This window comes from Labrys sp. E2SS-1L (assembly GCF_057073705.1).
On record NZ_CP172713.1, the window covers coordinates 641,378 to 663,514 of the forward strand.

At 63.9% G+C, this 22,137-nt stretch carries 23 protein-coding genes; 14 read left to right on the plus strand and 9 right to left on the minus strand.

The features are described from left to right. Positions 1–90 precede the first annotated feature (90 nt). Complete coding sequence (locus tag ACIGJE_RS28645; protein WP_367624459.1) at positions 91–924, plus strand: nucleotidyltransferase family protein; 834 nt, start codon at positions 91–93, stop codon at positions 922–924. Beyond that, the gene (locus tag ACIGJE_RS28650) at positions 917–1,639 is read left to right on the plus strand and encodes a metallophosphoesterase family protein (RefSeq protein ID WP_394312208.1); all 723 of its coding nucleotides are present in this window, start codon (positions 917–919) and stop codon (positions 1,637–1,639) included. The genes ACIGJE_RS28645 and ACIGJE_RS28650 overlap by 8 nt, the downstream gene beginning before the upstream one ends. A 15-nt stretch (positions 1,640–1,654) precedes the next feature. Here ACIGJE_RS28650 and ACIGJE_RS28655 read toward each other — a convergent pair whose 3' ends face one another. Then, a complete protein-coding gene (locus ACIGJE_RS28655; protein ID WP_311944541.1) occupies positions 1,655–2,413 on the minus strand; it encodes an IclR family transcriptional regulator domain-containing protein in 759 nt (252 codons plus the stop codon). A gap of 121 nt (positions 2,414–2,534) precedes the next feature. Here ACIGJE_RS28655 and ACIGJE_RS28660 point away from each other — a divergent pair, with 121 nt between their 5' ends. Genes ACIGJE_RS28660 through pcaF form a run of 3 tightly spaced genes read left to right on the plus strand, consistent with a single transcriptional unit; the run spans position 2,535 to position 5,137 of the window. Further along, entirely contained in the window at positions 2,535–3,266 is a 732-nt protein-coding gene (locus ACIGJE_RS28660) for a 3-oxoacid CoA-transferase subunit A (RefSeq protein WP_367624457.1), read from the plus strand. A 1-nt stretch (position 3,267) separates the two neighbouring features. Further along, on the plus strand, positions 3,268–3,936 hold the full coding sequence (locus ACIGJE_RS28665; RefSeq protein WP_187829337.1) for a 3-oxoacid CoA-transferase subunit B: 669 nt from the start codon (positions 3,268–3,270) through the stop codon (positions 3,934–3,936). Between the two features lies 1 nt (position 3,937). Then, the gene (gene pcaF, locus ACIGJE_RS28670) at positions 3,938–5,137 is read left to right on the plus strand and encodes a 3-oxoadipyl-CoA thiolase (RefSeq protein WP_415083475.1); all 1,200 of its coding nucleotides are present in this window, start codon (positions 3,938–3,940) and stop codon (positions 5,135–5,137) included. A 99-nt stretch (positions 5,138–5,236) separates the two neighbouring features. Here the strand turns inward: pcaF and ACIGJE_RS28675 are convergent, their stop codons facing one another. Next, a complete protein-coding gene (locus tag ACIGJE_RS28675; protein ID WP_311944548.1) occupies positions 5,237–6,085 on the minus strand; it encodes an alpha/beta fold hydrolase in 849 nt (282 codons plus the stop codon). 152 nt (positions 6,086–6,237) lie between these two features. On the opposite strand from ACIGJE_RS28675, the gene ACIGJE_RS28680 reads away from it, so the two are divergent. Then, entirely contained in the window at positions 6,238–7,140 is a 903-nt protein-coding gene (locus ACIGJE_RS28680; RefSeq protein ID WP_483681080.1) for a LysR family transcriptional regulator, read from the plus strand. 110 nt (positions 7,141–7,250) lie between these two features. Here the strand turns inward: ACIGJE_RS28680 and ACIGJE_RS28685 are convergent, their stop codons facing one another. After that, on the minus strand, positions 7,251–8,165 hold the full coding sequence (locus ACIGJE_RS28685; protein ID WP_311944551.1) for a LysR family transcriptional regulator: 915 nt from the start codon (positions 8,163–8,165) through the stop codon (positions 7,251–7,253). Positions 8,166–8,241: 76 nt separating this feature from the next. Between ACIGJE_RS28685 and ACIGJE_RS28690 the strand changes: the two genes are divergently transcribed. From ACIGJE_RS28690 to ACIGJE_RS28700, 3 genes are all read left to right on the plus strand, one after another. Next, the gene (locus ACIGJE_RS28690) at positions 8,242–9,606 is read left to right on the plus strand and encodes an MFS transporter (protein ID WP_483681082.1); all 1,365 of its coding nucleotides are present in this window, start codon (positions 8,242–8,244) and stop codon (positions 9,604–9,606) included. A 28-nt stretch (positions 9,607–9,634) separates the two neighbouring features. Then, positions 9,635–10,708, plus strand: a complete 1,074-nt coding sequence (locus tag ACIGJE_RS28695) for a tartrate dehydrogenase (protein ID WP_483681083.1) — start codon at positions 9,635–9,637, stop codon at positions 10,706–10,708. Positions 10,709–10,884: 176 nt separating this feature from the next. Further along, on the plus strand, positions 10,885–11,610 hold the full coding sequence (locus ACIGJE_RS28700; RefSeq protein ID WP_483681084.1) for a haloacid dehalogenase type II: 726 nt from the start codon (positions 10,885–10,887) through the stop codon (positions 11,608–11,610). 6 nt (positions 11,611–11,616) lie between these two features. On the opposite strand, the gene ACIGJE_RS28705 is transcribed toward ACIGJE_RS28700, so the two are convergent. The 4 genes from ACIGJE_RS28705 to ACIGJE_RS28720 all read right to left on the minus strand — a co-directional run bounded on the left by ACIGJE_RS28705 (position 11,617) and on the right by ACIGJE_RS28720 (position 16,045). Next, positions 11,617–12,783: an ABC transporter permease gene (locus ACIGJE_RS28705; protein WP_483681086.1), complete on the minus strand. Its 1,167-nt coding sequence runs from the start codon at positions 12,781–12,783 to the stop codon at positions 11,617–11,619. Beyond that, positions 12,780–14,000, minus strand: a complete 1,221-nt coding sequence (locus tag ACIGJE_RS28710; RefSeq protein WP_483681087.1) for an ABC transporter permease — start codon at positions 13,998–14,000, stop codon at positions 12,780–12,782. The genes ACIGJE_RS28705 and ACIGJE_RS28710 overlap by 4 nt, the downstream gene beginning before the upstream one ends. A 1-nt stretch (position 14,001) precedes the next feature. Then, on the minus strand, positions 14,002–15,000 hold the full coding sequence (locus ACIGJE_RS28715) for an HlyD family secretion protein (RefSeq protein ID WP_483681089.1): 999 nt from the start codon (positions 14,998–15,000) through the stop codon (positions 14,002–14,004). 301 nt (positions 15,001–15,301) lie between these two features. Beyond that, positions 15,302–16,045, minus strand: a complete 744-nt coding sequence (locus tag ACIGJE_RS28720; protein ID WP_483681091.1) for an SDR family oxidoreductase — start codon at positions 16,043–16,045, stop codon at positions 15,302–15,304. Positions 16,046–16,144: 99 nt separating this feature from the next. Here ACIGJE_RS28720 and ACIGJE_RS28725 point away from each other — a divergent pair, with 99 nt between their 5' ends. The 3 genes from ACIGJE_RS28725 (at position 16,145) to ACIGJE_RS28735 (ending at position 19,012) form a co-directional block, all read left to right on the plus strand. After that, complete coding sequence (locus tag ACIGJE_RS28725) at positions 16,145–17,089, plus strand: AraC family transcriptional regulator (protein ID WP_483681093.1); 945 nt, start codon at positions 16,145–16,147, stop codon at positions 17,087–17,089. 387 nt (positions 17,090–17,476) lie between these two features. After that, positions 17,477–17,686: a cold-shock protein gene (locus ACIGJE_RS28730; RefSeq protein ID WP_394312187.1), complete on the plus strand. Its 210-nt coding sequence runs from the start codon at positions 17,477–17,479 to the stop codon at positions 17,684–17,686. Between the two features lie 231 nt (positions 17,687–17,917). Continuing rightward, positions 17,918–19,012 carry a hypothetical protein gene (locus ACIGJE_RS28735; RefSeq protein ID WP_483681095.1) on the plus strand — a complete coding sequence of 365 codons (1,095 nt, stop codon included), beginning with the start codon at positions 17,918–17,920 and terminating at the stop codon, positions 19,010–19,012. Between the two features lie 24 nt (positions 19,013–19,036). Here ACIGJE_RS28735 and ACIGJE_RS28740 read toward each other — a convergent pair whose 3' ends face one another. Next, positions 19,037–19,537: a hypothetical protein gene (locus ACIGJE_RS28740; RefSeq protein ID WP_483681097.1), complete on the minus strand. Its 501-nt coding sequence runs from the start codon at positions 19,535–19,537 to the stop codon at positions 19,037–19,039. A gap of 490 nt (positions 19,538–20,027) precedes the next feature. Between ACIGJE_RS28740 and ACIGJE_RS28745 the strand changes: the two genes are divergently transcribed. Both ACIGJE_RS28745 and ACIGJE_RS28750 read left to right on the plus strand, forming a co-directional pair. Then, a complete protein-coding gene (locus ACIGJE_RS28745) occupies positions 20,028–20,489 on the plus strand; it encodes a Ros/MucR family transcriptional regulator (protein ID WP_483681099.1) in 462 nt (153 codons plus the stop codon). Positions 20,490–20,930: 441 nt separating this feature from the next. Continuing rightward, complete coding sequence (locus ACIGJE_RS28750) at positions 20,931–21,185, plus strand: hypothetical protein (protein WP_311941039.1); 255 nt, start codon at positions 20,931–20,933, stop codon at positions 21,183–21,185. Positions 21,186–21,205: 20 nt separating this feature from the next. Here the strand turns inward: ACIGJE_RS28750 and pcaQ are convergent, their stop codons facing one another. Continuing rightward, entirely contained in the window at positions 21,206–22,123 is a 918-nt protein-coding gene (pcaQ, locus tag ACIGJE_RS28755; RefSeq protein WP_483681101.1) for a pca operon transcription factor PcaQ, read from the minus strand. Positions 22,124–22,137: the final 14 nt, after the last annotated feature.

Here is a 22,137-nt window from a genome sequence, read left to right on the forward strand (position 1 = left end):
CCCGTGAGACGAACAGCTTCGGAACCAAGTTCCTCAACATCGGTTCCAACAGGGACGATCTACCTGTCACGGCAGGCAAGGGCGGTGGGGATGGCGACAAGCGGCAAGAAACAGGCAGCCAAGGTAAAGCAGCCGCATCTAATGCAGGCCATGGCCGAGCCCTTGCTGCACGACGATGAAGCGGAGGGCTTCGTACAACAGGCCATCCAGGACCTGTGCGCCTGCGATGTGCCGTTTCTGGTGGCCGGCACCTTTGCCGTCAGCGCCTATACCGGCATCACCCGCCTGACCAAGGATCTGGATATCTTCTGCAAGGCGGGCGATGCCCAGCGCCTGCTCGCCTATTTCCAGGCCGAGAACTACGCCGTCGAGATCGAGGACGATCGCTGGCTCGGCAAGGTTTTCAAGGGCAAGAAGTTCTTCGACGTCATTTTTGCCTCGCCCAACGGCACGATGCCGGTGGGAGACGACTGGTTCGAACAGGGGCGCAAGATCCATCTTTACGACTGCAAGGTCGGCATCGTCGGACCGACCGACCTCATCTGGTCCAAATGTTTCGTGCAGATGCGTCATCGCTATGATGGGGCCGACGTGGTCCATCTCATCCTCAAGACGCATGCGCAGATCGACTGGCAGCGCCTGCTCGCGCATATGGAAGTGCATTGGGAGGTGCTCCTGATGCATCTGCTCAATTTCCGCTGGATCTATCCGTCCGAGCGCGACGTCGTCCCGGCCTGGCTGCTGACGGAGTTGCTCGACCGGCTTGGCGCACAGCGGCAATTGCCGCCGCCACAGATGAAGATCTGCCGGGGCCGCATGTATTCACGCATAGACTTCGAGATCGACGTCAAGGAATGGGGATTTGCCGATGTCGGGGGGGAGGGGGACCGCCGCTCTTCCAAGGGACGCAGAAGCGATGAATGACCAGCCAAGGACCATCACGGTGGCGGCCCTGGCCGACCTGCATGTCAAGGACACGCCGGCAGACTCCTATCGCGATCTCTTCAAGGAGATTTCCGAGGCGGCGGATGTGCTGGTGCTGGCCGGGGATCTCACCGATCTCGGCAAGCCGAAACAGGCCGAACATCTTGCCGCAGACCTCGCCGCCTGCAGCATTCCGGTGGTCGCCGTGCTGGGCAATCACGACTATGAGGCAGGCGAAGCGGACAAGCTGGCTGCGATCCTGGAGGCAGCGAAGGTACACCTGCTCGATGGCCAGCATGTCGAGATCGAGGGAGTCGGCTTCGTCGGCGTGAAGGGATTTGCAGGTGGCTTCGGCCGCTTCATGTTGAGTTCGTTCGGCGAACCCGCCATCAAGGCCATGGTGGCCGAGGGCATCGATCAGGCGATGCGCCTGGAAAATGCCATGCGGCAGGTCCGCGCCGATCGGGCGGTGGTGGTGCTGCACTACGCGCCGATCGTCGAGACGGTGCAGGGCGAGCCGCTCGAAATCTATCCCTTCCTGGGGTCTTCGCGGCTGGCCGAAACCATCGATCGCTTCGAGGTCAGCGCGGTCGTTCACGGCCATGCCCATCGCGGGGCCTATCAGGGCAAGACGTCGCGCGGTGCGCCCGTCTACAATGTGGCGGCCCATATCGAAAAGCCGACGGGACGACCATACGCCTTGCTCGAGATCTGAGCGCGCCGGCGGCTTCTATCGCAGGATCGGCTTCAGTTGCGCCTGCACGCCCAGCAGGGCCGGCAGATAGCGTCCGGTCAGATCCGCCACCGGGCCGGACGCCGGCAGGCCGGTGTTCAGCGCCGCGATCACGCGGCCGCGGGCATTGAGGAGCGGCACCGCGACCGAGCGCAAGCCTTCCTCGACCTCCTGGTCGATGGCGGCATAGCCCTGGGCCCTGACGCGTACCAGTTCGGCGATGACCGCCTCGGGATCGGTCAGGGTGCGCGACGTGCGGGCCGGCAGCCTGTTGGTACCCAGAATGGCGCGGGCTTCCGGTTCGGGCAGTCCGGCCAGCAGTACCCGACCCATAGAAGTGCAATAGGCCGGCAGACGCGAGCCCGGCATCAATACCACCGACATCACCTTCTTCTGCGCGGCACGGGCGACATAAACGATCTCGCTGCCATCGAGAATGGAAACCGACGAGCTTTCGCCGATCTCCTCCGATAGCCTGTCCAGCATCGGCTGCACGATCTGCGGCAAGGGCATGGTCGCCAGGCAGGCCGTGCCGAGCCGCAGGATGCGCGGCGTCAGGGTGAAGAACTTGCCGTCATAGTCGGCATAGCCTTGGTGGGCGAGCGTCAGCAGGCAGCGCCGCGCCGTCGCCCGGTCCAGCCCCGAGGCGGCCGAGACTTCGGAGATGGACTGGCGCGGGCGTTCGGCGGTGAAGGTCTCGATCACCGCCAATCCCTTGGCCAGGCCGCCCATGATGTCGCGCTCACTGATGGCCATCGGAGTTCCTTGTGCGATATGTAAACAAATATCATCATATCGCACAAATTGGATTTACGGAATGCACCATCGCGCTTAATTCTGCGCCTCGAGACCGCGTTCGGACCATGGATGGATGGAGATGGACAAGACAGTCGCGAACCTCGCCAGCGCCGTAGCTAAGATCGAGGACGGAATGACGGTGATGATCGGAGGCTTTGGCGGCGCTGGTTCGCCGATCGAGCTGATCCACGCCCTGATCGACCGCTATCGGGCCACGGGGCACCCCAGGGACCTGACGGTGGTGAACAACAATGCCGGCAACGGGCATGTCGGCCTTGCCGCCCTGATCGAAGCGGGCATGGTGCGCAAGCTGATCTGCTCCTTCCCACGCTCGGCCGACCCGGTGGTGTTCACCGACCTCTACCTTGCCGGCAAGATCGAGCTGGAACTGGTGCCGCAGGGCACTTTGGCCGAACGCATCCGCGCCGGCGGTGCGGGCATCCCCGCTTTCTATACGCCGACCAGCTTCGGCACCGATCTGGCGGCGGGCAAGCCGGTTGAGGAGTTCGAGGGGCGCTCCTATGTGCGCGAGCGCTGGCTCAAAGCCGATGTCGCGCTGGTGAAGGCCGAACTCGCCGATCCCTATGGCAATTTGACCTATCGGATGGCGGCACGGAACTTCAACCCGCTGATGTGTATGGCCTCTGCCGTGACCATCGTACAGGCCAGCCGGATCGTAGCTGCGGGCGAGATCGATCCGGAGGCCGTCGTGACCCCCGGCATCTTCGTCCAGAAGATCGTCGAAGTGCCGCATCCGCATCAGGAAGAAGACCTGAATCGCGCCAATGCCGCCTATCCGCTGGAGGCCTGAGATGAGCAGATTGTCGAGCAACCAGATTGCATGGCGCGCCGCGCAGGACATCGCTGACGGCGCCTATGTCAATCTCGGCATCGGCCTGCCCGAGAAGGTGGCCCAGTATCAGCCCGCCGGGCGCGAGGCGATCTTCCACACCGAGAACGGCATCCTGAATTTTGGCGAGAGCCCGGCGCAGGGCGAGGAAGACTGGGACATGATCAATGCGGGCAAGAAGGCGGTGACGCTGAAGCCCGGTGCCGCCTTCTTCCATCATGCCGACAGCTTCGCCATGGTGCGCGGCGGCCATCTCGATGTGGCGATCCTCGGCGCCTATCAGGTCGCCCAGACGGGTGATCTCGCCAACTGGTCCACCGGCCCGAAGGGCGTGCCCGCCGTCGGCGGTGCCATGGACCTTGTGCACGGCGCCAAGCGCGTGGCCGTCATCACCGATCACGTGACCAAGGACGGCCAGCCCAAGCTGCTCGAGCGCTGCACCCTGCCGCTGACCGGGGTGGGCTGCGTCACCCGGGTCTATACCAGCCTCGCCGTCGTCGACATCGAAGGCGGTCGGTTCGTGCTGCGAGAGAAATTGCCCTCCCTTTCCATCGACGAATTGCAGGCCGTGACGGGAGCAAAGCTCCATGTTCCCGGTCCGGTTGCCGATCTCGTCGTTCCGGAGTTGTGACATGACCGAGGTTTTCATCTGCGACTATATCCGCACGCCGATCGGCCGTTTCGGCGGTGCGCTGGCGCCGGTTCGGGCCGACGACCTCGGCGCCGTGCCGCTGAAGGCGCTGATGGCGCGCAATGCCGGCGTGGACTGGCAGGATGTCGACGACGTGATCTTCGGCTGCGCCAACCAGGCGGGAGAAGACAATCGCAACGTCGCCCGCATGTCGCTCCTGCTGGCGGGGCTTCCGGTGGGCGTTCCCGGCACCACCATCAACCGGTTGTGCGGCTCGGGCATGGATGCGGTCCTCGCCGCAGCCCGCGCCATCAAGGCCGGCGAGGCCGGCCTGATGATCGCCGGCGGCGTGGAATCCATGTCGCGCGCGCCCTTCGTGATGCCCAAAGCAGAGAGTGCCTTTTCGCGTCATGCCGAGATCCACGACACCACCATCGGCTGGCGCTTCGTCAATCCGGCGATGCACAAGGCCTATGGCACGGACTCCATGCCGCAGACCGGACAGAACGTCGCGGATGATTTCGGCGTGACCCGCGAAGCGCAGGACGCCATGGCGCTGGCCTCGCAGCAAAAGGCGGCGGCCGCGCAGGCCAACGGACGGTTGGCACGGGAAATCGTGCCGGTCACCATCCCGCAGCGCAAGGGCGATCCCGTGATGGTGGAGCGCGACGAACATCCCCGCGCCACCACGGCCGAGGCGCTCGCCAGGCTCAAGCCGCTGTTCGAGGGAGGCTCGGTCACGGCGGGCAACGCCTCGGGGGTGAATGATGGCGCCGCCGCCCTGATCCTGGCCTCGGAAGCGGCAGCCCAGGCTCATGGCCTGACGCCGATCGCCCGCGTCCTCGGCGGTGCGATGGCCGGCGTGCCGCCGCGGATCATGGGCATCGGCCCGGCGCCCGCGTCGCAAAAGCTGATGGCGCGACTGGGGTTGGCGCAGGGCGATTTCGATGTGATCGAACTGAACGAAGCCTTTGCATCGCAAGGACTTGCCACCCTGCGCCAGCTCGGCATTGCCGATGACGATCCGCGCGTGAACCCGAATGGCGGTGCCATCGCGCTTGGCCATCCGCTCGGCATGTCCGGCGCGCGCATCACCGGTACGGCGGCACTGGAACTGGCCGGCAAGGGCGGCAGGCGCTCGCTCTCGACCATGTGCATCGGGGTGGGGCAGGGCATTGCCATCGCGCTTGAGCGCGTTTGAGGTCCGGCTCCCAATCGCTGTCTGCACCCCGCTCTACGCTGCTTACGGTCACGCCCCGTACGAGGGACGTGGCCACAATGTATGCGACGGCGATTGCCATCAACTCGGATCCACCTGCAGGAACGACAGCACCTCCGCCACGAATTCCTGCGGAAACTCGATATTGCTGAGGTGGACGGCGGGCAGCACCTTCAGCCGAGCCCCGGGAATGGTGGCGGCTATCTCCTCGCTCTTGCCGAGGGATGTGACCGTGTCGAACTCGCCGGCGATGACCAGAGTGGGGGCGGCGATCAGGGCAATGGTGCGGCGCAGGTCGGCGTCGCGTACGGCTGCCCAGTTGCCGGCCAGACCCTGGCGCGACGTGTTCAGCAGCATCTCCCGGAAGGTTCGGATGGCTTGCCCATTCGCTGCGATCATGGCCTTCGGAAACCAGTTGCCGAGGAAGGTTTCCGCCGTCTCCGCCATATCCGGCGCGGCCAGCACCGCGGCGATGGCCTTGTCGAAATAGGCTGCAGGGCCGAGCTGGGCGGCCGTGTTGCTCAGGATCAGGCGCTCGATGCGCTCCGGGGCATGAATGGCGAGCCACTGGCCGACGAAGCCGCCCAGAGACAGGCCGAGGAAATGCGCGCGCTCGATCCCGAGCCAATCCATCAGTTCCAGCACGTCGCGGCCGAGCCGGCCATCGGAATAGGCGCCGGGCGGGACGTCCGAGGCACCGTGACCGCGGAAATCATAGCAGATGACCCGGAAATACTGCGACAATGGCGGGATCTGCAGATCCCACATGTGCAGGGTCGTGCCGATGGAATTGGACAGGATGAGCGCCGGGCGGTCTTCCGGGCCGTCGGTCGTGTAGGCGATCCTGACGCCGTCCCCGGTGGTGAAGAACGACGGGGCTGCCGGCTGTTCGCGATCCTGCATAGGCAGGCGGGCGGTGGCGTTGGTCATAGCGTGAACCTTTCATGCCTGTTCTTTCCGGCGTCACTGCCGGGCCCAGGGAGGCGAAATCCGCCCTCCTCGATGGGGTGTTCCGAAATTAGGGCCAGGCAATTTCGATAAAAATTGAAAAGATATTACAATCATTGTAATAAAAAATGACAATGTATGCGTTCACGCTTCAGGAAATCCAGTGCTTCGATGCGGTGGTCCGCGAAGGCGGCTTTCAGGCTGCGGCCGTCGCGCTCAATCGCTCGCATGCGGCGATATTTGCGGCGATTGCCAAGCTTGAGGCCAATCTCGGCGTCCTGCTGCTCGACCGCAGCGGCTATCGCGTCTCCCTGACCGAGGCAGGCCGCTCGTTCCATCGCAAGGCCCGGTCCCTGCTCGGCGAGATGGAGGCACTGCGTGTGCATGCCCGCCAACTCGCCATGGGCGAGGAGACGCATCTGCGTGTCATACTCGGCGACACCTGCCCCCTGCATGAAGGCCTGCAACTGCTGGGCGGCTTCTTCTCGCAATGTCCGCAGACACGGCTGGATCTGCATTTCGAGACGATCGGTGGCCCGGCGGAACGGCTTTTGGAGGACGAGGCCGATTTGATCCTGCATTGGATCGAGAAAGGTGATCCGCGCCTGGAATGGATCGATCTGGGCCCGGTATCATTCGTGCCGGTGGTTGCCCCGGGGTTTTTGCCGTTCGCGCCTACACGCCGGATCTCGCCCGATCAAATGCGCGGCCTCACCCAATGCATCATCCGCGATACTGCTCGGGCGGCGGCGAAGATGAACTTCTACGTCATGGAAGGCGCGCCGCAATGCACGGTCGCCGACCACGCGATGAAGAAGGAGGTCATCATCCGTGGCATGGCCTGGGGACACCTGCCGCGCTTCATGATCGAGCAGGAATTGCGCGATGGACGCCTTCTTTCCATTGCCGGAAGCGCCTTTCCGGGGGTCGAAACCGACCTGGTCGCTGCGCGGCGACGCGATCGCCCGCACGGTCCCGTCGCCAATCGCCTGTGGAACTATATCGCGACCTACGCTCCTGCTTTGTGGGCGAGCTAGGACGGCTTGCGCCCCTTGGAAAAATACCCGGGCCATGCGTTCCGCAGCTTCAGCGCCTTTTCCGATACGCCGCGGCCATTCTTGATGGTTCCATCAAATTGTAGGAAGCCTCAGGCCGATTCCTCATATCGGGCTAGGTTCCGGTTCAAGACCTCCAGGACCCTGTCCCGGTCCGGATCGCGCGCGCCCTTGAGCCAGGCGATCGAAAGCGGCAGCTTGTTGATCATCGTGCCCGGTTCGACGGCCAATGGCACGAAGGCGACGCCGCTGACCGCCAGGCGGGCGGTCCATTGCGGCACGATGGCGATGCCGATCCGGGCTGCCACGAGATTGACGATGGTCTGCTTCTCATCCGCCAACTGCGCGACCCTGGCCTGAAGTCCCGCTTCGGTGAACAGCTTGATGGTGAGGTCGTGGCTGTGGGGACGGGATCGCCGTTCCGGCACGATGAGTGGCTCGTCCTCGAGTTCGTGGATGGCGACATGGTTCCGCCCCGCCAGGCGGTGCTGGACCGACATCGCCACCACCGCGGTCTCGTGAAACAGCCGGACGGTCTTGATGTGAGGGTCGATCACCTCCGGGGGCCGGATGAAGGCGAGATCGATGCCTCCGGACAGCAAGCGGGGCAGGAGTCGGATGGTCTTGTCCTCGATGAGCTGGGTTGCCATCTCCGGATGAACGGCTCGAAGGTCCTGGAGCAGCATCGGCAACAGGCCGGCGGCAGCGCTGTCGATTGCGCCGATCCGCAGCGGTTTGGCCGGGCTCACGCCCATCGCCCTGAAACGGGTCACGATGTCGTCGGACTGGGCGAGGAGCTGGCGTGCCTGGGGCAGGAGCGTCGCCCCCTCGCTGGTCAAGCTGACATTGCGCGTTGTGCGCAGCAGCAATTGCGTACCCAGCGATTCCTCCAGGAGCCGGATATGCCGGCCCAGTGAGGCCGGCAGCATGCCGAGCTTCTGCGCGGCCCGGCCGAAATGCAGCGCCTCTGCCACCACGACGAAACACCGGAGTTGGCCGAGCTCCACGATCTCCTCCTAATTATACAAAATAATTATATAATCTTGGGAACATTGAAGTCCAGGCCTCCTCCGCGAGAAAACGATGGACAAGCGCAGCAGATGCGCCTTGCAAAAAAAATGGGAGGAGATTGTCGTGGTAAGCGAGCTGGAAAGTCGTGTCCTGCGCAAGATTTCATGGCGTATCGTGCCCTTCATCATGCTGCTTTACTTCATTGCGTTTCTCGATCGCGTGAATATCGGCTTTGCCGCGCTGGAAATGAACAAGGATCTCGGCTTCTCTTCGACTGTTTTCGGCCTGGGTGCCGGCATCTTCTTCCTCGGCTACTTCCTGTTCGAGGTGCCCTCCAATCTCATCCTCGACAAGGTCGGCGCGCGCATCTGGATCGCGCGGGTGATGATCACCTGGGGCCTCATTTCCGGCCTGATGGCCTTCGTGCAGGGGGTGACGGGTTTCTACATCCTTCGCTTCCTGCTCGGCGTCGCCGAAGCCGGCTTCTTTCCGGGCATCATCCTCTATCTGAGCTTCTGGTTTCCCGCCCGCCGCCGCGCCGCCGTCACGGCGATCTTCATGGCGGCCGCTCCCCTGTCCACGGCGCTGGGCTCGCCGATCTCCGGAGCGCTCATGGAAATGCACGGCCTGATGGGGCTGGCCGGATGGCAGTGGATGTTCCTGATCGAAGCCGCGCCGGCGCTGGTCTTCGGCGTCGTCGTGCTGTTCTATCTCACCGATCGCCCCGAAAAGGCGAAATGGCTGACGGAGGAGGAGCGCGCCTGGCTGGTCGCAACCATGGCGGACGAGCAGAAGGCCAAGGGCGCCAAGGCCCATCACAGCATCTGGGCGGGCCTTGCCGATATCCGCGTCCTCGCCCTTGCCCTGGTCTATTTCGGCACTTCAGCCGGCTTGTATACGCTTGGCATCTGGGCGCCCCAGATCATCAGGGAGTTCGGCCTGACCTCGCTGCAGGTCGGCTTCCTCAATGCCATTCCCGCCGTGATGGCCGTCATAGCCATGGTGATCTGGGCTCGTCATTCCGACCGGACCGGCGAGCGTACCTGGCATGTCGTCTTCGCCTGCCTGCTGGCGGCGGGTGGCCTTGCCTTCGCGTCCGGTGCCGGCGGGGTCGTCACAGTCCTGATCGCCCTGACGCTGGTCAATATCGGCATCAGCTGCTCGAAGCCGCCGCTGTGGAGCATGCCGACCCTGTTTCTGTCCGGCCCGGCTGCGGCAGCGGGCATCGCCACGATCAACTCCATCGGCAATCTCGGCGGCTTCGTCGGTCCCTCGATGATCGGCTGGATCAAGGACGTCACGGGCGGCTTTGCCGGCGGGCTCTATTTCGTCGCCGGACTTCTGGTGCTGTCGGCCGTGCTGACCCTGGTCCTCGCCCGTTCGGCCACCAACACACCGGATACGGCCAACACCAATGCCGCCGGCCAGCACCCCTGATCTTCTCTTTTCCCACGGAGCACACAAGATGCGCGAATATTCGATCGCAGCCATTCCCGCCGATGGCATCGGCCCCGAAGTCATCGCAGCCGGCACCACGGTGCTGGCCGCCCTCGAAAGGCGCGACGGCGGCCTGAAGTTCAATATCGAGAATTTCGACTGGGGTTCGGACTATTACAAGAAGCACGGCGTGATGATGCCGGCCGACGGGCTGTCCAGGCTCAAGAAGTTCGACGCCATCTATTTCGGCGCGGTCGGCGCGCCCGACGTCCCCGACCACATCACGCTGTGGGGACTGCGCCTGCCGATCTGCCAGGGCTTCGACCAATATGCCAATGTGCGGCCGACCAAGATCCTGCCGGGGATCACCTCGCCCCTGCGTCAGTGCGGGCCGGGCGATCTCGACTGGGTGATCGTGCGCGAGAACTCGGAAGGCGAATATTCCGGGCACGGCGGCCGCGCCCACCGGGGGCTTCCCGAGGAGGTCGGCACGGAGGTGGCGATCTTCACCCGCGTCGGCGTCACCCGCATCATGCGCTATGCCTTCAGGCTGGCCCGATCGCGGCCGCGCAAGTTCCTGACTGTCGTCACCAAGTCGAACGCGCAGCGCCACGGCATGGTGATGTGGGACGAGATCGCCGCTGAGGTCGCCGAGGAATTTCCGGACGTGAGCTGGGACAAGATGCTGGTCGACGCCATGACGGTACGCATGACGCTCAATCCCCGGAGCCTCGATACCATCGTCGCCACCAATCTCCATGCCGACATTCTTTCCGATCTTGCCGGCGCGCTTGCCGGCAGCCTGGGCGTGGCACCCACCGGCAACATCGATCCCGAGCGGCGCTTTCCCTCGATGTTCGAGCCGATCCACGGCTCGGCCTTCGACATCACCGGCAAGGGCATCGCCAATCCCGTTGCGACCTTCTGGACGGCCGCCCAGATGCTCGACCATCTCGGCGAGGCGGAAGCCTCCTCCAGGCTGATGCGGGCGGTGGAAAGGGTGACGGGATCAGGCATCCTGACGCCCGACGTCGGTGGCACCGCCACCACCAAGGACGTCACCGACGCCGTGATTGACGCGATCCATTCGTCCAACGTCTGAGCGATCCGGCGATGGACCGTGAGATTGACCATTCCTTCCGGTCGCGATGAGACAACGGCAACCAGGGAGCAGGACCCGTGAAATTATCGGGGCTTTCGACTCGATTGAATCGTCGAGATATTCTGGCCAGCGCGGGTGCAGCGGTGCTCGCAATGGCTCCGGACAGGAAGGGTGCCGTGGCGGCTGAAGCTCTTGAAGGCGTGAAGACGCTGACCTTCGACGTGCAGGGAACCTGCGTCGATTTCTACCGGCCTATCATGCGCATGGGTGAGGCGCTCAACCGCGCCAAGGGCATCGCGGTGGATTGGGCGCGTTTGTCGGCCGAATGGCGCGATCTCTATCGCCGCACGCTCGACGAGGTCATTGCCGGGCAGCGACCGTGGATCCGGGTGGACGCGATCTATCGCCAGGCGCTCGATGTCCTGCTGGAGCGCCATGCCTTGTCGGGGCGTTTTTCGATCGCGGAGCGGGACGAACTCAACACGGTCTGGACGAAGCTCGATGCCTGGCCCGACAGCGTGGCGGGGCTCGACCGGCTCGGACGCAAATACGTGACCTCGACCCTGTCGAATGCCGGCATGGCGGCGGTGGTCGCCGTGGTCAGGCATGCCGGCCTGCCGTTCGACGCGGTGCTCACCGCGGAACTGGCCCGCAGCTACAAGCCGGCTCCGGCCGTCTATCAGCTCGCTGTCGACTATCTCGGCTATCGGCCCGACCAGATCATGATGGTCGCCTGCCACAAATACGACCTCAAGGCCGCCAGGGCTTTCGGCATGCGGACCGCCTTCGTGGCGCGGCCGCAGGAGTTCGGGCCGGATGTCCGGCCCGATGTCTCGCCCGAGCCCTGGTTCGACGTCCATGCTGGCAGCTTCACCGAATTGGCCGACAGGCTCGGCGCCTGAAACAGCTCAGGCGAGGGCGGATCGGGCCGCCTGGCGCCGCTGGCGGCGCCATTCGAGCAGGATGGCGAGCAGGGTATAGCCGGCGGCGAGCGCCCACAGGCCGAGGAACTGCACCCTGACATCGTCGATCGAGGCGCCCATCTCGACCACCTGGGTCATGCCGGTGATGGCCATGCTGCCGGGAATGAGCTGGGCCACGGCGCGCAGGACGGGCGGCACCGCCTCGATCGGCCAGGAAAAGCCCGACAGGAAGAAGAGCGGCATGCCGAGGGCGGCGGCCGTGAGCTGCACGGTCAAAGGCGAGCGCAGCATCAGCCCGATCACCATGCCGAGCGCGCTGACCGACAGCACGAAGGGCAGGGCGAGAAGCGCCATGGTGCCGAGGGCGCCCAGCCGGGGAATGTTGTAGAAATAGGGAAGCACGATGAAATAGAACGGCACCAGGAGCGCGGCCACGGCCAGGTAGGCGGCGAGCTTGCCCAGGACCGTGGCGGTTGCACCGACATTGGGGATGCTCTGGCCGGCGATGCCGGGCATGCCGGCGATGGTGGCGAGCAGGCAGACCGCGATCAGCAGGGTCTGCTGCATGATGATGGTGAAGGCGCCCGGCAGCACATAGGTCGCGTAGCCGCCCTGGGGATTGAACAGGGGAATGGAGACGAGCGGCATCGGGCTGGTCGCCGAAGCCGCGACTGCCGGGTCGACGCCCAGCCCGATCAGGCGAGCCGTCTCGACTTCCGTGCCATAGCTGCGGGCCACCGTATTGACGGCGCCGGCGACGCGCGAGTTGATCAGAAAATAGCTGGCGTCGGAATAGAGGGAAATCGGCGAGGCGCGGCCATGCAGGAGGTCGCGCTCGAAATGGAGCGGGATCACCACCGCACCGGAGAGCGTGCGCTTGAAGACTTCGCGCTCGGCGGTGGCGAGGTTGGGCAGGGCCATCGCCACCGCGACGTCCGAGGAGGCATCGAGCCGCCGCGCCAGTTCGCGGCTGGCCGTGGTGCCGTCGAGGTCCACCACCGCGATCGGCACGTCGCGCAGCGCCTCGTTGCGATAGGGCTGGGGATAATAGACCGCATAGATCAGGGCGGCGACGAACAGGGTCGAGAAGATCGCCTTGAGCGCGAAGATGCGTCCCAGCTCGTGCCTGAAGGTCTTGAGGATGCCGCTCATGCCCGCGCCTCCGCCTGCGCTGCCAAGGCGGCCCGCTTTTCAGCCTGGGTATGCCGGCCCATCAGCTCCAGCTTGAGGCCGGACAGCAGCGCCAGGCCGATGACGAAGGCGAGCAGGATCGCGATGGGATGCAGCGACAGATCCGGCGGCGTGCCCCGCAGCGTCTGGTCGATGCGGGCGGTCAGGTACCAGGTGCCCGGCAGTCCGGCGCTCCACCAATAGGCGAAGGCGTTCATGCCCAGGCGGGGGAAGCCGATCCCCATATAGCCGAAGGCGGGTGAAACGATCAGTGTTGCCAGGCTCAGGGCGGAGGCGACGGGCTTGATGAACAAAGTCAGCACCAGGCCGTAGAACTGGCAGGCCAGGATATAGAGCGTGCCGGCCGTCAGCAGCAGGAAGGGATTGCCGCGCAGCGGCAAGCCGAGGAGGCCGAACAGGACGGCGTCGCCAAGGCCGAGCACCCCGAGGAAAATCAGCGTGTAGGGCAGCATCTTGCCGGCCAGGGCCGGCCATAGCCCGTTGCCCAGCCGGCGCAGGATGCGCAGGCGATAGCGCGTTTGCGTATCGAGGCCGACGGCATAGACCGAGGACAGCACGATCACGATCTGCAGCACGGCCGGCATGATGCAGGCGAGCAGGAAATGAGCGTAGTTCAGGGTGGGATTGAACAGGGCCTGCGTCTGCACGGGGATCGGCGTGATCGCCTGCTGCGCCGCCGCCGCGAGCGTGCCCCGGCTGGTCCGCAGCGAGATGCGCACGGCTCCCTCGACCGCCGGCACGGCGTTGTTGACGCCCCGCGAGGCAAGGCCGCCGGGGGTCATCAGCTGATTGTTGTAGAAGAACACCACCTGGGGCTGGCGCCCGGCGAAGACATCGCGCTCCAGATTCTTGGGCAGCATCAGCAGGCCATAGATCTGGCCGGACTGGATGGCCCGCTTGCCTTCGCCGAGATCGGCGACGCGCATGCCGAGCGCCGTGTCGGGCGTGGCATCGACGGTGCGGATGACCTGGCGCGACAAGTCGCTGCCGTCGAGATCGAGCACCGCGATGGGCAGGCGGGTCACCAGGCCCGCGCTGAAGGTCACCGACAGCACGCCGATCAGGATCAAGGGTATGATCGTGGTCAGGCACAGCAGGAAGGGGCGGCGGCGCAGCCAGGCGAACTCCCGGCAGAACACCAGCCAGAAGCCGGCTCTGATGCGGCCAATACCGGTCATCTCAATGGCCTTGCCGGTTCCAGGCCGCGATGACGCTCATGCCCGGGCGCAATCCCTCCACGCGATCGACCGGCTTGGCCCGGACTTCGAAGGTGCGCAGGTCGAAGTCTCCGGTGGCCCGGGTGGCCCGCCATGTCGCGAACTGGCCCTGTACGTTGATGGTGGTGACATGGACGGTCAGCGTCTTGGCACCCAATGCAGGAATGGCGACCTCGAACTTGTCGCCGACCTTGAGCCCGGCCAGTAGGTCCTCGCGCAAATTGAAGGTGAACCAGGGCTCGTCGAGGTCGATGAGTGAATAGATGGGTGCGCCGGCACTGAAATTCTCGCCCAGCTCGGCGACCCGGGTGGTCACCTGCCCGGAGATCGGGGCCTTGATGGTCATCTCGGCCACATCGGCCTCGCGCTGGCCGAGGCTGGCCTCGGCCTGCTTGACCTGGGCGGCCGACAGGGCCTTCTCCTCGTCGCTCGCGCCCTTTTCGACCAGGCGCAGCTGGGCTTCGGCGGCTTCCTGCTTGCGGGTCGCGGCCTCGAGATTGCGCGTGGCCTCGTCGACCCGCTGCTGGGGGGTGTTGCCACTCCTGACCAGAGCCGCCTGGCGATTGGAGACTTCCTGGTAGAGCACGACGTCGGCCTTCGCCGCAGCGAGGTCCGCCCGGCGCGCGTCTATCGTCTCGGCCCGCGTGCTGTTGACGCGTTCGAAATCGGCCTTGGCGACGTTCAGGGCCGCACGCGCCGCCAGCAGGCCGGTATCGAGCTGGGGGCTCTCAAGCTGGGCGATCACATCGCCTTGCTTGACATTATCCCCAACATCGACGGCCAGCTTGGCGATGCGGCCGGCCACCCGGGAACTGATGTCGACCCGGTTGGCGGTGACTTCACCCTGCACCACCAGCGGGGGAGGGCGTGTGGCGAACCAAAGTACCGCTCCCAGCGCGACGAGAGCGCCAGCGCCGATGATCGACCGAAAAACTGCACGTCCCTTGGAGTCAGTCGCCACGAAACATCCCCCGCAACCAGGTGAATCGCTTGGAAATCACGTTCATCCCCAAGACCGATCTACGGCCCAGTCGCAGAATTGATCAAGCCCGATCAGTGCCTGGACGTAAAAAATGCCTTCTGTCTTGTCTATTCCAGGCAGATGACGTCTCGTTAGCAGTCACACTATCAGTATTCTATCAATTTGAAGCAGAATATTACCTTCCTGTTCTGCCTCGCCGAGAGCGGTAGACTGAGACCTGATACCAAGGAGAACTCACCGTCGCTGCCGGAAAAAAGCGATGGGCGAGCGTTGCCGCGCTTCAGCTCGTTCCCGCCAGCGCCAAGGCATCGGCGCCGGCGGCGATACGTGGAGGGCAGGACGGGTCGTTCGCGGCGTGCCATACCGCTTCCGCGACGTCCCGTGCCTTCGTCGTTGCGGTTGCCTTTCCCCATTCGGCAAAGACGTTCTGCGCCAGGTCGGCATAGGCATCGGGGATGCCGTCCTGCATGCGAGTTCGCGCATTCTCGCCAAAGCGGGTTTCCGGTGCACGTCCGGGCAACACCAGGCGAACGCGTACGTCGAAGGGAGCAAGCTCGAGCGCCAGCGATTCCGAGAAGGCATTCACCGCCGCCTTGCTGGCGCTATAGACGGCTAGCAGCGGAAAGGGCCTGTAGGTGACGCTTGAGGTGACATTCACGATGACACCGGCCCGGCGCTGTCGAAACTGGGGCAGCAGGGCCTGTGTCATCGCGATGGTGCCGAGTGTGTTGGTCTCGAAGACCTCGCGAATGTCATCCATCGAAGTGCCTTCAAGGGCGTTCAGCACGCCGATACCGGCATTGTTGACCAGGACATCGACCGGCCCCGCGGTTTCCACGGCCTGGCCGATGCTGTGGGGATCGGTGACGTCGAGGGCCAGCAGGCGCATATGCTCGGAGCGTGGCAGGATCTCCTCGCGCGGCATGCGCATCGTGGCGATGACCTTCCAGCCACGATCGAGGAAATAGCGGGCCATTTCGAGGCCGAATCCGGATGAGCATCCGGTAATCAGGATGGTTTTCATAAGGCTTCCACAAAAGGGTTGGCGGAGCCGGAAAGCTAGATCGCGGGGCTCGGACTTGCTACAATGAGAAGTCCATATTTCATTTGCAGAAGTCCGAATTTGACCGATCCGCTTGCTGAAATCGTCACGCTGCTCCAGCCGGAGGCCCGGTTTTCGAAAATCGTCGGTGCGGCGGGGCCGTGGCGCGTGCGCCGTACCGAGGCCGGCCGGCCGTTCTACTGTGCGGTCCTCGAGGGAGCATGCCGCCTCGCAGCCGATGGACAGGAGCCGATCGCGTTGCAGGTCGGCGATTTTGCGCTGATCCCCGCGGCCTATGGTTTCGCCATGTCGAGCCTGGCTCCGATGGCCTCGAATGTCGCCGACAGCACACCGATTTCCCTCGGTGACAATGAATTCCGGCTCGGCCTTCCCGACGGGCCGCCTGACGTCGTGCTGCTGGTCGGCTACTGCCACTTCGCTTCGCCGGATGCGGCCTTGCTGGTTTCACTGCTGCCGCAACTCGTCCATGTGCGCGGCGAAAGCCGGCTCGCAACCCTGGTGAAACTCGTCGGCGAGGAATCACGCGGGCTGCGACCGGCGCGTGAGGTCGTCTTGGCACGCCTGCTGGAAGTCCTTCTCATCGAGGCTCTACGGTCGACAGCCCGCACCACAGCCTCTCCCGGACTCCTGTGCGGCCTTGCCGACGGGCGCCTCGCGCCTGCGATCCGGCATATGCACGCAGATCCGGCCCGTCCGTGGACAGTGGCGCTTCTTGCACAGGCGGCAGCCCTGTCCCGTTCGGCTTTCTTCGAAAGGTTCAGGCATGTGGTCGGTGTCTCGCCGATGGAGTATCTGCTGTCCTGGCGCATGGCACTGGCCAAGCGCCAGTTGCGGAATGGAGAGGGCGGTATCGCCGAGATTGCCGAGCGGGTGGGCTATAGCTCGGCGAGTACGTTCAGCGTTGCCTTCAGCCGGCATGTCGGCCTGCCACCTGCTCATTACGCCCGAAAGTATCAAGGGAAGCGTGAAAGCACGAGCTCCGAGGAAGCCTTCCCGGCGGCCTGACGACGATGCACATGCAATGCCGTATTGCCCTGTTGCGCCATCGTGCTTGAGCCCCGTTGTCCCGAAGGCATTTTGTCACGGCGAAATCACGAGATCGTGCGAAAATCGAGATACTGCCAGTACCTGCCTTAGGAGGAGCTGGCGGGTGACAGGTCCTAAGACACGACCTTGCCCGGCGTTCAAAACGTCGGGCTCTTTCTGAATGGAGTGGAGGCAGCGAGCCATTTGCCTGTGCCATCGGGAATAGCCTGCCGGTGGCTCGCCGATGACATTCTACGCGATCCGAACGAATGGCGTCTGCGGGGTGGCCTGGTGTCTTTGGCAAAACTCCGAATCCGCATTGGGTGCCGAAAGCCGGGATTGAAGCCTCTTGGGGGGAGGCTCAGCATGAGCACTGGTACTGTCAAATGGTTCGATCCTGCCAAGGGATACGGCTTCATCGCGCCGGATAATGGCAGCCGGGATATCTTCGTCCACATCACCGCCGTGACGCTCTCGGGCCTTGGCGAGTTGCACGAGGGACAAAAGGTGAGTTTCGAACTCGTCATCGACCGCAAGACGGGCAGCTCGAAAGCGGGCGCTCTGAAGCTCTGCTGAGGTCGCCGCCACGGTGCCGCCTTTAGCCGCCAGAGCGGCTCTCCATCGCAACGCAAGCTCTCCATCAATTTGCCGTCCTCCACCGACATGCATGGCGAGTAAAGGAAACGTAACGCTTCCAGGCTAGCCTGACCCCATGCCGATTGCGGCCGTGCTCGCCTGGTCTTCGCATCGCCTGGTGCTGCGCCTTCTTCGCGGGCCGGTTCGGCGAAAAGAGGGAAAGAACTCACGATGGCTCGGTTGGCGCACATGCTCAAGGCGACCCCTCGCACCCGCAGAATGGAGACCCTGGAAGCAGCCTTTGGGTCGCGCTTTGGAAGGCCGACAAGCTCGGTGCGGCCGAAATCCAGGCTGGCGAAGGGCGTGGGCGTCGCCTGCCTGTTCTTCGGTGCCGCCATCGCCGGCGGATCGAGTGGGGCCCTGGCAGCCGGCATTCCCTCCTGGCTGATGACCTATGTCGGCGAGGGGCAAGGACAGATCGCCTTGCCGGTCCTGCAAAGAGCCCGGGCTCTCTATATCCAGAAGGCAAGCCAGGGAGCCATCAGCAACCCTTGCTACTTCGCCATGGATGCGACGCGGCCCAACGATCCTGGCAGTTCGGGTGGACGCTTCTACATCATCTGTGAATCCCAGCATTCCTTCCGGGCCATTTCGGCCGGGCATGGCGGCGGCCGCAATCTGAGAGGCGTGGCGGACTTTTCCAACGGGCGACGCTGCGCCAGGCATTTCGGCAATGCGCAGGATTCAGAACTGACGACCGGCGGTTCCTATGTGACGGCCGAAACCAAGACCTCTTTCAAGGGCTATTATCGCGTGGCGGCGAACCAGGACGCAGCATTCCTGCGATCCTTCATCCAGTTCGATGGCGTGGGCGAGACCGCCAATGCCCGCCAGCGCGCGATCGGGGGCCATGCCGCCGTCGCCCTGAAGGGCGTGTGCCTGCGCAAGGCTCCGAGTAGCCCCTATGCGAACCAGGACGGTTATGTTCCCTTTGGAAAGCTGGTGGACTATGCCGGCGGGCGCAGCAATGGCTGCACCAGCTGGTCGCTCGGGGATGTGAAGCAGATCTTGTCCATGGTGAGGGACTATCCGACCACGCTGTATATCTATCCCGAAGCCGCCGACGTCAGCAATGTCGCGCGCGCGGTGGCAGCCGGTCAATCGCCTGCCCGGGCCGGCCTCTATTGGAATGCTGCCTGCCTGAGGGAGATCGGCGCCCCCAAATATTGGTCGCGACAAGTCCTCGAACCGGTCCTGGCGCAATACAAGCTCGATCATCCCGCTCCGCCGCCGCGGCCGACCCCGATCTGCGAAGGCAGCGAATGAGCGCGGCTGCGAGGCCCGCTGTGGTCAGCGCTGGCAGCGCCAATAGCGATGGCCGTCCCTCGTATAATAGACGCGGTGGCAGCCGACGGCACTCGCTGGCTTCCGGGTGATCTGCCGCCGGGCTTCGCTGGGCGGGGCCGGAGGTGGCGTCGGTGGAGTTTCCGCGCTCTCCGCCGTTTCGGCAGGGGGTTCCGGAGCCTGTGCTGACTCGGCAGGGGCGGAACCGATCGGCAGCATGGCCTGCAGGCCACGCAGGCGAACCCCGACGACCTTTGCGATCTGGCGAGCATCCTCCTCGTCGCAGGCAAGCTGGGTGAGCTGGGTGAGGGCAGACATCTGGCCGATCACCAAGGCGGCCTGCACCGGCGCGACAGGCAGCGGTCCTCGCTCGATGCGCATCAAGTCCATATTCGCGGAGACCAATGCGCGCTTGATGTCGCTGCAGCTGGCGCCATCGGCCCAGGCCGAGGCGGTGCCCAAGCAGGCGATCAGGCCAGCGCAAGACAAGGCGAAGGCAATCCTCATTGGTGAACTCTCCAGATCGGAGGATGATATTGACGACTTTCTTGAAGTCGTTCAATCGTCAGCCCGTCATGACGGTGGCTATTCCTGGCAACTATGAGGCCGGCCTGGGTCTTCGTTGCGGCAGACGAGGATTGCGTGATGTTTCCGAAGGAACTCCTCGAGGCCAATCGATGGCTCGGCGGAGCGGTGCCACCAGTGCCCTGCCTGGCTGCCTATGGCCTCGGCCTGCATCCGGGAAGAAGAGGGACTGCCTTTTTCTTAAGCATATCGACAGTCTTATACGTGATGGCCGAAGGCCGGGCCTGTCGAATCGCCAGCACTATCGGTGTTGCCTGAGGATAGGCCCAAAGACTTGCCCAGCATGGCTTTACATGGGTGGAAATTTGCTTGAGTGTCACAGACTCACCGCGGCAATAGGGTCCACAACGCTGCGGTCACTAAGAAAACTTCACTCACTTTGAAATCAACACAACAACGAAAGTGGCTCAACGTGCTTGAAGCTGACACGAAACTGGTCGACCTGACGGTCGATATCGTCTCTGCCTATGTGGCGAACAATCAGGTCTCCTCTTCGTCCCTTTCCGAACTCATCAGATCGGTACATGGACGGTTGAGCGATCTGAATACTGGAAGGCCAATCGAACCCGTCGTTGCGGCAGCGCCGGCGGTGCCGATCAAGAAGTCCATCACGCCCGACTATGTCATCTGCCTGGAGGATGGACGCAAGTTCAAGTCGCTGAGCCGGCACCTGCGCAGCGCCTATGACATGACGCCGGAGCAATACCGCGAGAAATGGGGGCTGCCCGCCGACTATCCCATGGTGGCACCGAATTACTCGGCCCATCGCTCACGGTTGGCAAAGGAACTCGGTCTGGGTCAGCAAGGCCGACAGACCAAGGAGAAGGCTCCGGTTCGCACGGCGCGGGGCAGGGCCAAGAAGGGCAACGCCTAGGGCATTTTCCAGAAAGGTCGACAGGCTTTTCGGTTAAGAAAAAGTGTTGAAACAAGGGGATGGAGAAAGGCGTGGTTTGTAAGGAATGCGCTTTGACACTGGCCCTTTGTTTCGGCGCCCCCTTCCGGGTTCCAGTGACGTCTTCCAAATGCAGTCGCTTCGAAGCGAGGTCGATCGTCCATCCCTCGGCAATTCTGCAGCAGCGCTTTCGCCTGCAATGACTTCCTTGCTCGCGGAGATCGACGCGAGACGGCAGTCTTAAAAGGTTGGTACACCTTTCCGATCCCCCTATGGTAGGCGCATGGAGAGACCATGCAGGATTCCCGGCAAGGCCCGCCCATGGGCCTTGCCGGGAATCCTGCAAATGTCTGGCATGCTGCAAACTCCTCTCGATCGTCCTGGTGGCTCGGTCAGGAGAAGTAGCTTAGGGGAGAGTGATGCGTGACCGGTGAAGTCATCTTGTTGGACGGCCTCGGCATTGTGGCCAGCGATCTGGTCGAGCCGGGAACAGTGGCGATCATGCTGCGTGGCGGCGATGTGCAGGTCGTGCCGGTGAGAGAATTGCGGGCGACCGTCAACCAACTCGGGAGCGACAAGATCGAGGGGCTGTCGATGGCCCCTTCCGACTTCACGCAGGTGCAGGCCGTGATCGAACGCCGTAAGGCCGATGAGGATGGCGGGGACAAAGACGAGTAGTCGCCGAACCACGCCGGCTTTCAACCGAGCTTCCCGGCCGCCTCGCGGATGGTCCTGAGCAGAATTGTGAAGGCGGGGTGGGCCACCATGTCGGTGCGCATGGTCAGGCCGACCGGTCCCTTGGTATCACTGGTCTCGATCGGCAGGGTCCTCAAGGTGACTTCCTCGATGTCGTTGCTGACCACACCGTGCGAGATGACCCAGATCGCATCGCTCCGGCGCACGAAGGCCCGGCCGAAGGAATCCGACACCGTCTCGATTTCCGTCGGCACGGTCGCGACGCCATTGGCGATGAAGATGCGCTCCACGAAGGGGCGGATGACGGAGCCGCGCGTCGGCATCAGCACGGGGTAGGCGCCCATCTGCTCGAACAGGTTGCCGCCGCTGTTCAGCAGCGGATGTCCAGGACGCACCACGAACACGACCTGCTCCGAATAGAGGTGCTCGAAGAAAAAGCCCGTCATCTTGTCCGGCGCCGCCAGGCGCCCGACCACGAGGTCGAGTTCACCGATGCGCAACTGCTCCAGGAGGACGCTGTTTTCCCCGGTCACGATCTTGACGGTGACGCCGGTGTCCTCCTTGAGGAAGAACTGCATGGCGAGCGGCATGATATGGGCCGAGACCGTCGGCAGCGCGCCGATGCGAAGGGGCGGCCCCACCTTGGCGCCGGCCAGGGCGACGGAATCGATCCCCTGCCTGAGGGCGCTGACGGCGAGGCCGGCATGCTGCATGAACACTTCGCCGGTCCGGGTCATCCTGATGCCGCGGCCGTCCCGTTCGAACACGCTGACGCCCAAGGCTTCCTCGAGCTCACGGATCGTCTTGGTCACTGCCGGCTGGCTGACATGCAGCACACCGGCCGCCTTCACCACGCTTTTCTGGCGCGCGACTTCCAGGAAAGTCTGAAGATGGCGGAACTTGACACGGCTGTCGATCATGGCGATCCATAACC

What these genes read in the sequence shown, in the direction of transcription:
- ACIGJE_RS28695 (WP_483681083.1), top strand. Translation starts at nt 9,635, where the DNA reads ATGCGCGAATATTCGATCGCAGCCATTCCCGCCGATGGCATCGGCCCC.
- ACIGJE_RS28690 (WP_483681082.1), top strand. Translation starts at nt 8,242, where the DNA reads ATGGACAAGCGCAGCAGATGCGCCTTGCAAAAAAAATGGGAGGAGATT.
- ACIGJE_RS28675 (WP_311944548.1), bottom strand. Translation starts at nt 6,085, where the DNA reads ATGACCAACGCCACCGCCCGCCTGCCTATGCAGGATCGCGAACAGCCG.
- ACIGJE_RS28735 (WP_483681095.1), top strand. Translation starts at nt 17,918, where the DNA reads ATGGCTCGGTTGGCGCACATGCTCAAGGCGACCCCTCGCACCCGCAGA.
- ACIGJE_RS28655 (WP_311944541.1), bottom strand. Translation starts at nt 2,413, where the DNA reads ATGGCCATCAGTGAGCGCGACATCATGGGCGGCCTGGCCAAGGGATTG.
- ACIGJE_RS28650 (WP_394312208.1), top strand. Translation starts at nt 917, where the DNA reads ATGAATGACCAGCCAAGGACCATCACGGTGGCGGCCCTGGCCGACCTG.
- pcaF (WP_415083475.1), top strand. Translation starts at nt 3,938, where the DNA reads ATGACCGAGGTTTTCATCTGCGACTATATCCGCACGCCGATCGGCCGT.
- ACIGJE_RS28730 (WP_394312187.1), top strand. Translation starts at nt 17,477, where the DNA reads ATGAGCACTGGTACTGTCAAATGGTTCGATCCTGCCAAGGGATACGGC.
- ACIGJE_RS28705 (WP_483681086.1), bottom strand. Translation starts at nt 12,783, where the DNA reads ATGAGCGGCATCCTCAAGACCTTCAGGCACGAGCTGGGACGCATCTTC.
- ACIGJE_RS28710 (WP_483681087.1), bottom strand. Translation starts at nt 14,000, where the DNA reads ATGACCGGTATTGGCCGCATCAGAGCCGGCTTCTGGCTGGTGTTCTGC.
- ACIGJE_RS28645 (WP_367624459.1), top strand. Translation starts at nt 91, where the DNA reads ATGGCGACAAGCGGCAAGAAACAGGCAGCCAAGGTAAAGCAGCCGCAT.
- ACIGJE_RS28660 (WP_367624457.1), top strand. Translation starts at nt 2,535, where the DNA reads ATGGACAAGACAGTCGCGAACCTCGCCAGCGCCGTAGCTAAGATCGAG.
- ACIGJE_RS28740 (WP_483681097.1), bottom strand. Translation starts at nt 19,537, where the DNA reads ATGAGGATTGCCTTCGCCTTGTCTTGCGCTGGCCTGATCGCCTGCTTG.
- ACIGJE_RS28680 (WP_483681080.1), top strand. Translation starts at nt 6,238, where the DNA reads ATGTATGCGTTCACGCTTCAGGAAATCCAGTGCTTCGATGCGGTGGTC.
- ACIGJE_RS28720 (WP_483681091.1), bottom strand. Translation starts at nt 16,045, where the DNA reads ATGAAAACCATCCTGATTACCGGATGCTCATCCGGATTCGGCCTCGAA.
- pcaQ (WP_483681101.1), bottom strand. Translation starts at nt 22,123, where the DNA reads ATGATCGACAGCCGTGTCAAGTTCCGCCATCTTCAGACTTTCCTGGAA.
- ACIGJE_RS28665 (WP_187829337.1), top strand. Translation starts at nt 3,268, where the DNA reads ATGAGCAGATTGTCGAGCAACCAGATTGCATGGCGCGCCGCGCAGGAC.